Genomic DNA, 14,602 nt, shown 5'->3' with positions numbered 1-14,602 from the left:
TCCTTAGCTTGCTTTCACGTCATTTAACTTCCATTTGAATATACATGAGTCCGTTTTTCTTTCTCTTTCTCTAGACGCTCCATGTATAATTTGCCCTCTTGCTCAATAATCACATCTTCTTTTTCTCTTTCATCCTTTGCAGTACGTACTGTCATATAACCGCTAAAACAAATTCCTACAATCAGTAAAAAAATAAACCAACTCATCTTTTTCCTCCCTTTCGTTAGCCAAGCTATACTTACTAGCATGTATATGAAAGAAATTCAAAACTATTACTATCTATTTATGAAAAGTAGGTTTATAGAAGGAGCGATTGTCCATTGCGAAAATTCGTTCTGTATACTCTCCTGGCTTTGTTCGCGCTAAAGCACGGTCTAGCATATTCATTTTCGCATCAATATTATCAATATAATGAAGAATTTCTGCTTCTTTAATAATTGGTTGTTTCGGACTTCCCCATTCTAATTTTCCGTGATGGGACAGGACTAAATGTTGAAGTACTATTAGCTCCTCTCCATCAATTCCTAATTCTTCTGCTGCTTTTTCGATTTCATTTACCATAATAGAAATATGACCTATTAAATTACCTTTTATCGTATATGTAGTAGAAATTGGACCAGATAGCTCCATTACTTTCCCTAAGTCATGTAAAATTACGCCAGCATATAATAAGTCTTTATCTAACGACGGATAAAGTGTAGCGATTGATTTCGCTAGTTCAAGCATGGAGACGACATGGTAAGCTAAACCGGAAACAAACTCATGATGATTTTTTGTCGCTGCTGGATATGTTAAAAATGGTTCTTGATATTTTTTCATTAAGTGACGTGTTATACGTTGAATATTAGGGTTATTCATTTCAAAAATTGCTTCTGTAATTTTATCCATCATCGTTTCTTCTGAGAGGGGAGCTGTTTCTAATAGATCACTTATTGTTACAGGGTCATGTGCTTCTTTTTCACGAATTTTTCTAATTTTTAATTGGTTTTTTCCACGATAATGATGGATATCTCCGAGCACTCTTACTATGCTTTGGGCTATATAGCGTTCTTCATCCCCTTGTGATACATCCCAAAGTTTTGCCTCGATATCGCCTGATTTATCTTGTAGGATTAAAGTTAAAAATGGTTTTCCGTTGCTTGCAATTCCTTTTGTGGCTGATTTTACTAATAGGTATAAATCGATTTGTTCTCCAACTTCAAAATGTAAAACACCTTTTTTCATAAAGGATGCTCCTCTCCTTTGGGATATTTGGTTCTTATTATATCTACCTTAAAAATAGGCATGTTTGGAAATTTAGCATTCCATTATAGACAACATTGATTGTAGGAATACGTTATAAGTTAGTCCGTTACACTTCGCTACAGACACTTGCTTTCCGCGGGGAGATGTCTAGCTTCGACGGCTAGGTCCGGCTCAAACTTCCCTTTTCCTCCGTACGATAAGTCAACATCAGCTCACTTTCGTTCGCTGTGTTTCCTTTATCTCCTGCGGAAAAAGTCCAGTTTGATTGGACCTGAGCGAGCCGTCTACGCTTTTCGCGGAGTCGAGCCTCCTCGGCTTCGCCTGTGGGGTCTCGACCTTCCCTCTACCTCCCGCTGGAGTCAAGTGTCTTCCGCTACGTTCCACTCACGGTTATAAATCTAGAAAGGTAAAAAATTGTAGCTTTTCAAAGTCGAACCACCCATTTTCATGCGCCATGGTGCAAAATTTCACTTGCATCTACCATGAAAATTGAATCGTGGTTTGATGGTCCCTTGCACTCCGATTCTTACCTTTATAAAAACTGCAACCTTCGCCTATTTCCAAGCGCTTTTGTATACGTTTTCGTGCGTTTTATTTCTTCCATAGCATATCATTTGCATGTATTTTCAGCAAATTGGACTAAGGTTGTTAAAGGAAAAAACATTATCTTCTTTATCGGTAGCCATTAGCTCTTTTATATTTTCGTGGCAAGTGAAAAATAAAATTTGATGTCCTTCATTTGAGATTTCCTTTAACAGGTTTATCGCTTGTTTTGTTCGTGCTATGTCAAAGTTCACGAACGTGTCATCTAAAATAAATGGAAATGCGTGTTCTTTGCTCCAAATGGATGCAACAGCAAATCGAAGAGATAAATATAATTGTTCAATCGTTGCTTGGCTTAGCTCCTTAGGATAGTATCTTACCCCATCTTTATGTTCTACCATTAATGTTTGCTCCTCTTTCGGATCTAATATATTTACATAGTTTCCATCAGTAAGCATGTTAAAATAACGAGTAGCGACGTTTAATACATTGGGAAGCTTTACATCCCGATAATAAAGCAATGTTTTTTCTAAAAGTTGATGTGCTGTTTGAATGAAGGCCCATCTTTTAGCTTGATTAGTAAGTTTGGCTTTCGCAATCTCATATTGTTGTAACACTTCAGAATACGTCGAACCATTTTCTAACACTTTTATACTTTCTTCTAGTTGAGATTGTTTTTTATATAACTCTCTTTCGTTAGTTCTTAGCTGTTCTAGCAATTGCGAAATTTCTTTTTTACGCTCGACCCAATCTGATTCTTTATACCAATCTTCTTCATTAAAATGATAGTTTACAAAATATTGGTGAAGCTGCCCTTGTAAGTCTAGAAGTTTTTTCTCGTAGTCGGTTCCTAGTTGATAATTTTTTTCTTTTATACGAAAAGCCTCTTCATCGTTCACCTCTGCGAATGTATACAGTTGCTGTTTTTTTTCAAGCAACGAACGCTGTTCCATTTCTAGAAGCTCCCATTCGTTCTCTAGCTCCATCTTACTTTCTAACAGTTGTGTTTCCTTTACTATATTTTCTTCCAATTCTTTTTGTTTCGTTGCCAAAAGATAAAAGATATCGGAATCCGTTTCAACTTTAACGTTTAAACTTTTTTCAAGTGCCTTTCTATTATCGTTCCACCTATACAGTTCGACCTCTAGCGCTTTTTTTCTTTCTCGTAATTGTTCAAACTTTTCTACAGTTGATTTTAGTAAAGATGCTTTATCGAACGCTTCTTCCATATACACGACAGGAAAGGATTTAAAATAGCACTTTTCGAGCCAAATTTGCCATTCCTGTTGAACAACGTATTGTTGCTCCTCCCATTGTTCATACTGCTCAATGATACGATCATAATTTTTTTCATTTTGTTGGAATTGCAATTTCTCTTTCATTAATATTTGAAGAATGTGTTCATCCTCTAATAGCTTCTTTTCCATATGAGTAACTTCTTCACGATTAAATTTAACTTCGTCTACTTGTGCTTTTAAGCTTACGACACTTTCTCGTAGCTTCTCTCTTTCTTCCAACAAAACCGAAGCAGAATCACCTTTAAACTGCCAAAAGAATAAAAAGACTGCAACCAAAAGACTAATTCCGGTAACAACATATTGTTGTTGTATGAAAGTCCAAACAGCTAGCAACATTAACAAACTTATGACTGAATATTTCATTGCCGTTTGTTTTTTCTTATTTTCTTCATTTCTATTTTTTTGCATCTTTATTTGTGTATCAATATTTCCAATCATTTTTTCATGTAGTTCTATTTCTTGCTCCAGCTTACTGTTTTGACTATTCATTATTCTTTCTTTATACCGATTTCTTTCCTCTTCGGTCAGCATTTTACCTTTTAATTCTTTAATAGTTTGTTCGGATTGTTCCACATCTTCTTTTACTTTTATAAATTGTTCATCTAGCCTTGTTTTTTGTTCCTCCATTCTTAACTGCTTTTGGACTAAATCCCTCATAAAGGCTTTATTAGGAAGGCTTGCATCCCATGAAATTATTTCTGTATGTTTCCTTTCCTCCCAGTTCAAATCCATTTTAAGGCGGCTAATTGTTTGTGTTAGTTCTTCTAAAGAAATCTGTACTTTTTCATATTCATTTTTAGCTTGTTCATATTCCCCTTTACCAGCAAGAAATGTTTCTATTTCTCTTTTATGCGTTTTAACCTTATCGTCAATCTTTAGCGTTCGAATATTCCCTTCTATTTCTTCTAACCTTTTATTTAATTTATCTTTTTTTGTATGCAATGAGGCTAATTGTATATTTAACTGTTCTAGACGCACCCTACCATCAGCAGGGAATGGCTTATATGGTGGTAAGGAGGAAATAATTGTTTTTAGTTTATTTTTCTCAAGGAGCATCGGTGTGATAGCTACCATCGTTTCCACTTTACTCTGTTCAGCTTGCAATGCTTTTAATTCCAATTGTACATTCTTAATTTGTTTCTGTATTTCTTTTACTTCTCTTTGCAAATTATCATAATCTGTTAATTTCATTTTCCACTGTTTTACATCATGATTTAACTCTTTTAATACTACTAATTGTTCGTTAATAATCGGTTTTCTACCATTTCGTTTGAACAATGCCTCACTATCTTTTTCTAACGTTTGCATTATTTTATGTATGTGATCCGAACCGATAAATCCAGAGGAGAATAGATAGCTTCCTAATTGGTCCACATCTGTTAAGGCGATGTTTTGAATATCCATAATATTAAAGGAAAATACTCCTTTATATAGCGATTTTTCCATTCCTTTTAGGATAGGTTGAATATCGGTGGAAGTACTACCGTCATTATAGAAAACAGTTACTTCTCCCGCTGCCTTACCAGCAACTCTTTCTATTTTCACCTCACCAAATTCCGATGTATCCAATAGTAAACTACCACCGTATTGCATTCCTCGCTTCGGTTCATAGCGTAACTCTGTTTGATTTTTCAATGGAAATCCAAAAAGGATAGCCTGTATAAAAGCCATAATCGTTGACTTCCCAGCTTCATTTTCACCCAAAAATAGTTGAATTTTATTAGATAATCCATCTATTTGAATGTCCTGTAGTTTACCAAAACCGTAAATATGAATTTCTTTTATTATCATTCGTATCACCTCTTTTCCTCTAGTATTTTTGTAATAATCCATTGTTCTGCTTCTGTTTTCATTTCTTGTTTCTCTTCAAGTGTCAATGAAGTTAAATATTTTCTAGCCTCGCTATGAGAATATAATGCGCTAAAGTCAATATCGCTTGTCTCTTCCACGAGTTTAAAAAAGTCTATAAAAAATGGGGTTTCTTTTAACTGATCTTTGTTTATAAGTGGTTGTGTTTGCACTTTCAGGTCATACGTGTAGACAAAATGGACATCTTCCTCTTCTTGTTCGTTTAGTAGTACTAGCAGATCATTTTGATTGTCCTGCTGCACAAGCTCGGAATGAAGCTCCCCTTGTCCTTGCAAAATAACTTGCAATAACACACCTTCATGTTTTGCACGCTTTTTCCTTTTTTCATCTTGTATGGCATCAACTATTCTATCAATTGATTTCATGTTTTCTATATTTATAAACGTAGTATCCCAGAGGACTGTTTCAGTTTTAAAAAATTGAAGCTCCGTTTTTTCCTCACTCATCGTCACAACATAACAGCCTTTTGTACCTTCTTCTTTTTTATGCCTGCCTTGAATATTACCTGGATACACGATATACGGATTAGAATAAAGTATTTCTCTTTTATGTATATGGCCTAATGCCCAGTAGTTAAATTGTTTAGATAGAAGCTGTTGGACGGTAAAGGGAGCATATGGATCATGCTCTTCACGGCCAGCTAAGTTTCCGTGAATCATCCCAATATGAAATGGAACATCTTCTTCTTTCACGTATTCATCGACTCTATTTTCATAATGATGGCGTGTAGGATAACTAAATCCATAAATGTTCGCAACGTGTTGATTGTGTTTATAAAATGGAAAGGAAGTAACTTCTGCTGGGAAAATATGAACGTTATTAGGATATTGAAAACTAGTAGAAGTATTACCTTCTAGATGATCATGATTTCCATGGATAACGTACACATGAATATTTGCTTCCTGCAACTGTAAAAACTGTTCTCTTAATTTAGCTTGCGCGTAAATACTTCGATTTTCGCCATCGAATAAATCTCCTGCTATTAAGACAAAGTCTACTTCCTCGTCCAAGGCAGTTTGTACTACTTTCCTTAACGATTCAAAAGTACTCGCTCGCACTTTTTTTAATATGTTATTTGGTAATGTATGTAAGCCATAAAAAGGACTGTCTATATGCAAATCCGCACAATGTAAAAATTTAATTGAATGCATCATTTTACCTCACCATTTAAAGTTTCTTCTATTTTACCATGCTTAAAACACGAATGCACGTTCGTATGAAAGTTTTTTCTATTGGATAACATCATTCCTACTAAATTGTTTTCATTTTTCCAATTTCGTGATACAGTAATAGAAAATGAACATCCATTCATTATTGTGTAAGGGGGGCCATATGATGGAGAAATTTACTTTAACTGTTTTTCATAATAATGGGGAAAAATTGTTAGATGAGACTTTTGAGGCTGCAAGTGAAAAAGAAGCAAAACAATTGGGAGAAAAGAGACTAGAAGAATTAAATTTCCTACAAACAACTCACCGTTGTACAAATTCAAAAGGAAAGTTACTATTATTTCATCGATAATATTCCAACCATTATAAAAACCATCGCTAATTGAGTTAGCGATGGTTTTCTTTTACTAACACCCTTTAAAGTGAGGTACTCTTTTTTCAAAAAACGCCTTTATTCCTTCTTGGTGATCTTTCGTGTGACGCATCTTTCGTTGTCCCTCTTTTTCTAACAACAGCATTTGTTCTAGAATTGGATATTCTGTTCTTTGAAGGATTGTCTTCGTTTCAATCATCGCCTGTAAAGGAGCTAACTGTAGACGTTTTATTTCCGCTAAAATAAAGTCATCTATCTCACTTTCTACAATACTATCAATTAAGCCAAGCTCCTTCGCTTCTTTCGCATGAAGCTTTTTACCTTCCCATATTATTCTTTTAGCATTTGCTTCCCCTATTCTGTTCTTTAAGAAGAAATGTCCTCCTCCATCTGGTATTAGTCCTATTCCAATAAAATTCATCGCAAGTATAGCCGTTGGTACTGCCACCACTTTATCACAAGCTAGGGCGATACTTAGTCCTAATCCCGCCGCAGCCCCATTAATCGTACAAACTGTAACTTTTTTTAATGAATAAAGGGTGGAAACAATATTATTTATAGTCGTAATGACAGACTCATACAATGCCTCATCTTCCTCTAACATCATTTTAATATCTCCACCCGCACAAAACGCTTTCCCTTTACCAGTTAAAATTAATATAGAGGATGGGCTTTTAGCAGCCTCTTGTAAGGCTTTCTCCAATTCATATAACAATTCATCATTTAAGGAGTTTAGCTTATCTGGACGGTTTAAAGTAATTTTTGTTATTTTTCCATTATCTTCATACTGAACATTTTTCCATTCCTTCATATGTAGCACATCCTTTCTCGTTAAAAATGAATGATTATTCATTCAAATTATACCATGGTTATTAAAACAAATGTGTAAATAATACAAAGTCCAACTACTAATAATGAATATTTGTGCTAACAACTAATGAACATTTCATAATCCTTACAAGGTTAATGAACAGAAAAGTCCTAATAGTCAGTTTCTACTGACTATTAGGACAGCCCCCTTTTTTCACGTAGATTCTTCCACATTATTAGCTACGTGTTGATCACTACTTTTCGATTCCACGAGTATATTTCTTACATTAATAATAGACTGAATAATTAGTATTAATCCCGGGATAAAAAACAAGAATAGAACACCATTTTTAGATTTCGTAAATTCAATAGCGTAGCCTAAGTAAGGAATAGTGAAACCGCTATATTGCGCTACTATATTTTCTGGTAGGAGTAACGTTTGATCCACCCCATCATTATTGTCTCCTCTAGTTCGATACATAATGTTACCGTTCTTTTCTATTACTTCTACAATTCTATGCGTAACTAATGTTGCCCTATTTTCCCTGTATGTGACAATATCATTTTCTTTAAATCTAGTCATATCTCCCCCTGGCTTCACAGCTATAATGGATCCTGTCATAAATGTAGGCTCCATAGATCCAGAGAGAACCGTTTTTAGTTGATAGCCAAATATTTGAGGCTCTCCTCCAGAAGCTTTTGATGAAAGCACAAAAAATATGATGAGTGCTAATCCAATATATAATCCTATCGTCACAACATTAATTACCCCAGATATAATGGACTTAAAAGACATTCTCTTCACCTTCTTTTATTAAACTACTCATCTTCGTCTACCATTTCGTCATCTTCTTCAAAATCTATTACTTCCTTTTCTATCTCTTCTTCTTTCTCTTCTATATCACCTTCTACTGTCTCCTCTTCTTCTGAATCACTTAACGGTGGTTGTTCGTCACTAACTTCTTCCTTATTACTTTCTGTCGGGATTTCTTCCTCTTCTGCTGCTTCCTTTTCATTGTCAGATTTCTCTTCTATTCCTTCTGTTTCTTCTATTTCCTCTGTTTCTTCTATTTCTTCTATTTCACTCGTATCCTCTTCTATCCAATAGCCAGCCTGTAAAGTACCTGTCACTTTATAGGTGTCGATATAATACGCATCAGTTGTTGACGCAAAGTACGAAACAGTTAGAGTAAATAAATATATAAGTGTAATATTATGTAAAAAAAATCCCCGGAATTTATTTTTTCTTTCTTTCACTTTCCCTTTTTGCCCATACATAAAAGAACACCCCCAAGTTTTAATGCATTACTCATTAACGATCTCAGCAAATATAAATGAAATAGCATCTACATTTTGCTCAAATCATTAAGCAAACAATTTTTAGAAAGATGGGGTTGTCCCCATCTTTCTAATGATAAAATATGTCCTATTAATCTATATGTTCACCTTCACCTTGTTTCGCAACAAATTTCCAATTAATGATTAAGGAATCACCTTGGAATTGTGATTGATCCTCATTATTGTCAACGAACTCAAATTGTACCCACATTAAGTCATCTGTACCAGCTGGTAAGCCGCTACCTTCTCCAAAGTACTCATCAATTTTCTTTTCTACTGCATCTGGAGCCATATCTTTTAAGTCATATAGAGTTGTAGAGAAGATAATATCGTTGTAGTATTCTCTACCTGTTTTGTCAACATTCTCAAGGAAGTTAACTCGAATATGTTTTCCGAAGTCTTCTGTATTATCGCCATTCGCATCGATTACTTCATAAGATGATTCCAATATAACTTCTGCAATATCTAGTGATCCATTGTTTTCAAGATAGAAAACGCGATTCATCCAGTCGCCTGGCTTCATATTATCTACTTCAATAATTGTTTCTGGGTTCACCGCTAAATCAAAAGTACCTGCTGCAAAAGTACCGTTAGCATCAGCAGTATCCGTAAAGTACGCATATGTACCCCCAATTAATAAAGATAATCCAAGAGCTGCAGGAGCTAGTCCCATACTTAATTTCTTTTTAAGTTTCATTTAAAGTTTCCTCCTCTTTTTCCCTTTGTATCATACTTACTTTCGTTTGTTCTTTTTTACAGCAAAATGCGTTCTTTATAAAGAATGTTAATTATAGTATACTTGTTCTACCCGAAAATATAAAGTACTATTTTACAATTTTTAATAATTTATCCATTCCCTATTAAAAGTATTATTGGAGTACTTTATTTTCTTTTAGCCTCGTCCTTGTAGCCAGGAACATCTTTTAATTCAGGTCTACCGACTTTTGGAGTTGAAGGCCTCTCTTTAAGTGACTTCTCCTTCGAAGGAGCAACACTATTTTGCTTGCTTGTACCTTCTAAATTTACATCTTCTAATTTAAGAGAATTCTTTTCTTTTGCGGTTTCTATGCTTGTTGTATTAGCTTCTTGTTTTGATGGATCTTTTGCTTCAGAAGAGTTATTTACAAGTAGATAGCTAGGAACTAATATAAGTACACACATACTTGCTATGAGTAATGATTTGGCACTTAATTTCAATGTCACTAACCTACTTTCCTATTAGTAATAGAAAGGAAGGATGTAAGAGGAATCTCACACCCTCCCTCCTTACTTTAATTATTTCGTTGGTGCAATATCTCCTCTAACCGGTAAATCTGGTAAGTCTGGTCTACCTGGTAAAGGTCTTACTGGTCTATCCTTGTCTCCAGGCTGCCAACCATTAATATGAAGTTTACCTGCAGCAATTTCACGAGATTCGTTACCATAATCATCTCTAGCAATTACTTCAATTTCCACACCTTCAGCCATAATAGTAGAAGGAGCAGTCCATGTTACTTCATATTGACCTGGGGCAACTTCTGTTAATGGAAGCTCTGTTGCATTATTTAAGCCAGAAAGATTTGTTAATGGCATACGTAATACAAAGCTTGCATCTAAATCTTCTTCACTTGAGAAGGAGATTGTTACAGATTCGCCTGCACGTAATGTTACATCTTCAGAAGGCTCAACGTTTGAAATCGTAATATCGCTAAACTTAGCATAAACAGTCATAGAGTCAGAGCTTGTGTTTCCAGCTTTGTCTGTTGCTACTACTTCGATTTCGTTAGCACCTTCGTCTAATAAAATACGTTTAGAGAATGTTCCGTTAGATACAGTAGCACTTTGACCATTAACAGTAACGCTATCAATGTTCTCATCTTCTACTGTTCCTTCAACCGTAACTGTTTCTCTATTTGTTTTTAATCCATCTACTGGACTAGTAATCTCAACTTCTGGTGCTACTTGATCTAGTACAACGACTACTGCTTCAGAAGCATCCGTCATACCATTTTCAGTAGAAGCTTTAGCAGTTAAGCTATTTTCTCCTTCACTTAAGGAAACTTCAACAGAGTATGTTCCTTGAGATGAAGTAGATGCTGTTCCTACTTCTTCACCATTGTTATACACATGTACAGTTGTAGATGGAGCAGAAGTACCTTCAACCGTTACAGATGATTCATTAGTGAATGTTCCATCTACAGGTGAAGAAATAGTTGGTGCTGTAACCTCATAATTAACTGCGGCACGAATCATGTAGTTACCTTCTGCCGTTGGTGCCGGTGACCAAGCCCCACCAACCATTTGCCAACTACGACCTGCATTCGGTCCATCTTCATCTGTTGCTAAACCTGGTGTGTTCGGATTCGGATGCGATTGAATGTAAACCATGTAGAAGTCTCCCTCTACAACGATTCCTTCTTCACTTAAATCTACATGCGTCCAAGTCCCATCACGTAATGCAGTTGCATCGATTGGTCCTGCAAGTCTAGTACCAGGTGCACCATCTGCTCCGTTTGCATCATGAATTGCAACTTGGAATGCTGTACCGCCTGGAACTGGCCATTCAGTATCCCAGAAGCGGAAGATACCGCCAGTTACTAGTGCTTTGTTATGACCTTCTTCTAACGACATTTTAACTGCCCAACCGTTACCAGCATCGTAGAACGCTCTAGCGTTTTCAGCAGTACCGTCATCATAGCCGATTTCACCAGGGAAACCGATGAATGGCTTTAATTCAACGTTTAATTCAACATTACCTTCTAATGTTACAGTGAACTCATGACTGTAATAGCTTGGTGCTACAACTTTAAGAGTGTATTCACCTTCATATCCTGTTAATGAATATGCGCCGTTTGCATCTGTTGTTGCTGGAGCAACTGCAGCATCTTCCATTAAGTAGATTGTTGCACCTTCAACTGGTAAACCTGTTGCTTCGTTCGTAACAGTTCCAGCTACAGTTCCTTTCGCTAACTCTTCAAGGTTGAAGTTAACATTAGCTTCAACACCATCTTCAATTGTGACCGTTTGCGTTTGTGATTCATGTCCATATGCTTCTGCAACCATCGTATAATCACCAGTTGCATGAGTCATAGAATAACTTCCATTAGCTGGATTTGTATTAACGGAACGACCAGTTTCTAAAATGGAAACTTTTGCAGCTAATGGTAATGCTACCGGTCCAATAGAATTAGACTCGACATTAATAGAAACATCTTTGAACTTAGAAACGTCTGGTCTTTCTCCACTACGTTCTCTAACACCTTTTTTCGTAACTTCTCCTCGTTCTTTTTTCGGCGTTACTTCTTTACCAGTTTCTAAACTAGATAAAGCAGTGTCAGAAATACGGAAATCATCAATGTACCAACCGTCACGTACTACACTTCCATCTGTATCTAAGTCAAATGAAACGATAATAGTATTACCAGCATATCCACTTAAATCAAATTGAGCATCTACCCAACCGTTTGATACATTCGTATATGTTGCTACATTATCCCAAGTAGCTCCACCATCAGCTGAGATCCAAACATCTCCGAAATCCCAGTTGTTTTCGATGTTATACCAATGCTTGAATTGTAAAAATGCTTCTCCGCTTTCAGGTACTGCAATCGGTGGTGATTCAAGAATGGAATAAGTATTATTTACATACTGTCCAGCAAGATTTGTAGCTACAGCTTTTTCACCAGAATATGCTGAGCCTGGTCCGCTAGTCGGTACTCCCCATTCCCAAGTGTTGTTATCTCCGTATGTTACCCACCCAGCAAAAGATTCTTCAAAGTCTTGATAATATCCTACTGATGGTGCAGGATTTACAGTGATGGAATAGTCGTCACTAACTGTTTCGTTTCCACCGAAGTCTGTTGCTTTAATACGATATACGAGTTCGCCTTCCACCACATCTTCGCCAGGAATAGTAGCTTCATAAACTCCATTTTTGAAGTCTCCGCTAACACGTCTAGCAGAAACAGTTTCAAAAGAATCACCTTTTGAGTATTCCACTACTACACTTGTTACACTAATATTGTCTTCTACAGATGCCTCAATTGCTACTGGAAGACCAGCATATGTTTCACCATGACCATCATGCCCAATAACAGGCGCTTGATCATCATCCCCATCTACCGTAACGTTACCTTTTACAGTACCTAAACCGGAGATGACAGATGAAACTGCATCAAATACGTTAATGATCCCATGTCCAAAACCATTGTTAGGTGCTTCTGGATATTGAGAGTTTGTTCTTGGTGTTGCTGTCGTTTCTAAAATTTCAGCAATGTCATCAATAGATAAAGATGCATTTACTTGTTTTAATAGAGCAACTGCACCAGCTACGTGCGGAGCCGCCATAGACGTCCCATTCCATCCACCTTGATAACTACTTCCAGGAGTAGCAGAACGGATATTTACACCAGGAGCAGATACTTCTGGCTTCATTTCTCCATATGGAGATGGTCCTTGTAATGAGAAACTACCTAAGTTCATGTTAATATCAGTTGCACCAACCGCATAAGACTCTGGATAGTTTGCCGGTACAGCAACAGAACCAGGGCCACCTGGGTTAGTTAACGTAGTGTTACCAGCTGCAAATACAGGGTAGATATCAGCAGATCTCCAAGCTTGCACCATCGGACGGAACCACTCATCCATTCCAGGTCCTCCACCCCATGAGTTGTTTACAACGTCAGGAGCCATATCTGGGTTAGGCACACCATTTTCATCTGTTGGTGCTAATAAGTATTGTGCACCAGCAAGAATGCCAGCTGTAGAGCCACTACCTGAACCACTTAAAATTTTAACCCCAATCCACTTAGCTCCAGGAGCTACACCAATTGCATTTGTTCCATCCATTTCCACACCTAGGACAGTTCCAGTAACGTGCGTACCATGTCCATGATCGTCATAAGGTACTGCACGACCATTTACTGCGTCGAACCAGTTGTAAGTATGAGAAGGATTATTCGGATTGTTAAAATCATAGCCGTTGTATTGTTGGATTAATGCAGGGTGATCCCATTGAACACCTGTATCCATAACAGCTACGACAACACCGCTACCGTCGATTCCCATATCCCAAGTTGCAGGTGCACCTACTTGTTCAATGTTCCATTCAACATTTCCAGAAGTAGGAGCTGCATCTTCTACAGAAGAAGTTGGTTCAGCATTTGGATATAATTGAACCTCAGCGTTATGTGTAATTGCTTCAACTTCTGGGAAGCTTGCGATTTTTTCCATAACGTCTTTAGTTGCTGTTACAGCGATACCGTTTACGATATAGAAAGATTGTACGTCTTTAGCTTTTCCAGAAGCTTCTTGTTTTGATAAGAAATCTAAAACATCTGCTTGTGTAACTTTAGCTGTTGCTTGTAACTCAGAAACAATTGTAGAACGTTTTGCTAATGATGTTTTGCCAGGTGTTAAATTTTGCTTTGCAGCTTTTTCCTCTGCTTTTGCTGCTACACTTACAGTATCAACTTGCTCCTTAAAGCGAACAAGAAATGATACCATTTCATCTTTTTTATATTTTTCTACTAAACTTTTACTTACTTTAGCTTCAGCTGCACCTTTACTATCTGCAAAAGAAACGGATGTACCTTTTGACTCTGCTGAAGCCGTGTTAAAATTAAAACTTGGAACGAGTAATAGTGCGCACATAAGTACGGCAGCTAATTTTGTAAACTTACGTTTAAAACTCCTCAATTAAGTATTCCTCCCTTATTTTTTAATAAGGCAGTACTCATAAAATATGCTGCTATACAGCTGTTATGAACTTTTCCAATTTTACTAGAATTATATAAGATCAGTGGTGAGTAGGAAGTTATCGTTGTATCGCGGTTTTCTCTTTTTATTAGCGATACTTCTTGGAGATGCAACGGAGTTTAACAACATATTTTAGAATAGTGCCTATGGAAACATTCGAGCCTTTCCCCCTTTCAATTAAATTCCCATAATCCAACCTGAGTCGTAACTACTCCAAATGT

At 36.5% G+C, this 14,602-nt stretch carries 11 protein-coding genes; 1 reads left to right on the top strand and 10 read right to left on the bottom strand.

Going from position 1 to position 14,602, the window contains the following annotated elements:
- Positions 1-23: 23 nt before the first annotated feature.
- The 4 genes from O1A01_RS05730 to O1A01_RS05715 form a co-directional block, all read right to left on the bottom strand.
- Positions 24-206 carry a sporulation YhaL family protein gene (locus O1A01_RS05730; protein WP_066421533.1) on the bottom strand — a complete coding sequence of 61 codons (183 nt, stop codon included), beginning with the start codon at positions 204-206 and terminating at the stop codon, positions 24-26.
- Between the two features lie 73 nt (positions 207-279).
- Positions 280-1,224 (bottom strand): 3'-5' exoribonuclease YhaM, encoded by a 945-nt coding sequence (gene yhaM, locus O1A01_RS05725; RefSeq protein ID WP_066421530.1) that lies wholly within the window; start codon positions 1,222-1,224, stop codon positions 280-282.
- A 647-nt stretch (positions 1,225-1,871) separates the two neighbouring features.
- On the bottom strand, positions 1,872-4,877 hold the full coding sequence (locus tag O1A01_RS05720; RefSeq protein WP_066419152.1) for an ATP-binding protein: 3,006 nt from the start codon (positions 4,875-4,877) through the stop codon (positions 1,872-1,874).
- A 5-nt stretch (positions 4,878-4,882) separates the two neighbouring features.
- Positions 4,883-6,109, bottom strand: a complete 1,227-nt coding sequence (locus O1A01_RS05715; RefSeq protein ID WP_066419154.1) for a metallophosphoesterase family protein — start codon at positions 6,107-6,109, stop codon at positions 4,883-4,885.
- 181 nt (positions 6,110-6,290) lie between these two features.
- On the opposite strand from O1A01_RS05715, the gene O1A01_RS05710 reads away from it, so the two are divergent.
- Positions 6,291-6,476, top strand: coding sequence for a YhzD family protein (locus O1A01_RS05710; protein ID WP_066419156.1), 186 nt, complete (start codon positions 6,291-6,293; stop codon positions 6,474-6,476).
- 55 nt (positions 6,477-6,531) lie between these two features.
- Here O1A01_RS05710 and O1A01_RS05705 read toward each other — a convergent pair whose 3' ends face one another.
- The 6 genes from O1A01_RS05705 to O1A01_RS05680 all read right to left on the bottom strand — a co-directional run bounded on the left by O1A01_RS05705 (position 6,532) and on the right by O1A01_RS05680 (position 14,276).
- Positions 6,532-7,308 (bottom strand): enoyl-CoA hydratase, encoded by a 777-nt coding sequence (locus tag O1A01_RS05705; protein WP_066419158.1) that lies wholly within the window; start codon positions 7,306-7,308, stop codon positions 6,532-6,534.
- A gap of 213 nt (positions 7,309-7,521) precedes the next feature.
- On the bottom strand, positions 7,522-8,103 hold the full coding sequence (gene sipW / locus O1A01_RS05700; protein ID WP_066419161.1) for a signal peptidase I SipW: 582 nt from the start codon (positions 8,101-8,103) through the stop codon (positions 7,522-7,524).
- A 23-nt stretch (positions 8,104-8,126) separates the two neighbouring features.
- Positions 8,127-8,585, bottom strand: coding sequence for a hypothetical protein (locus tag O1A01_RS05695; RefSeq protein ID WP_066419162.1), 459 nt, complete (start codon positions 8,583-8,585; stop codon positions 8,127-8,129).
- 151 nt (positions 8,586-8,736) lie between these two features.
- Positions 8,737-9,342, bottom strand: a complete 606-nt coding sequence (locus tag O1A01_RS05690) for a TasA family protein (protein WP_066419165.1) — start codon at positions 9,340-9,342, stop codon at positions 8,737-8,739.
- Positions 9,343-9,527: 185 nt separating this feature from the next.
- A complete protein-coding gene (locus O1A01_RS05685) occupies positions 9,528-9,848 on the bottom strand; it encodes a hypothetical protein (protein WP_066419168.1) in 321 nt (106 codons plus the stop codon).
- A 72-nt stretch (positions 9,849-9,920) separates the two neighbouring features.
- A complete protein-coding gene (locus tag O1A01_RS05680; RefSeq protein WP_066419210.1) occupies positions 9,921-14,276 on the bottom strand; it encodes a S8 family peptidase in 4,356 nt (1,451 codons plus the stop codon).
- Positions 14,277-14,602 lie beyond the last annotated feature (326 nt).

Source organism: Sutcliffiella sp. NC1, from assembly GCF_027594365.1.
Lineage (GTDB): Bacteria > Bacillota > Bacilli > Bacillales > Bacillaceae_I > Sutcliffiella > Sutcliffiella cohnii.
This window is presented reverse-complemented; position numbering and strand designations above follow the sequence as displayed.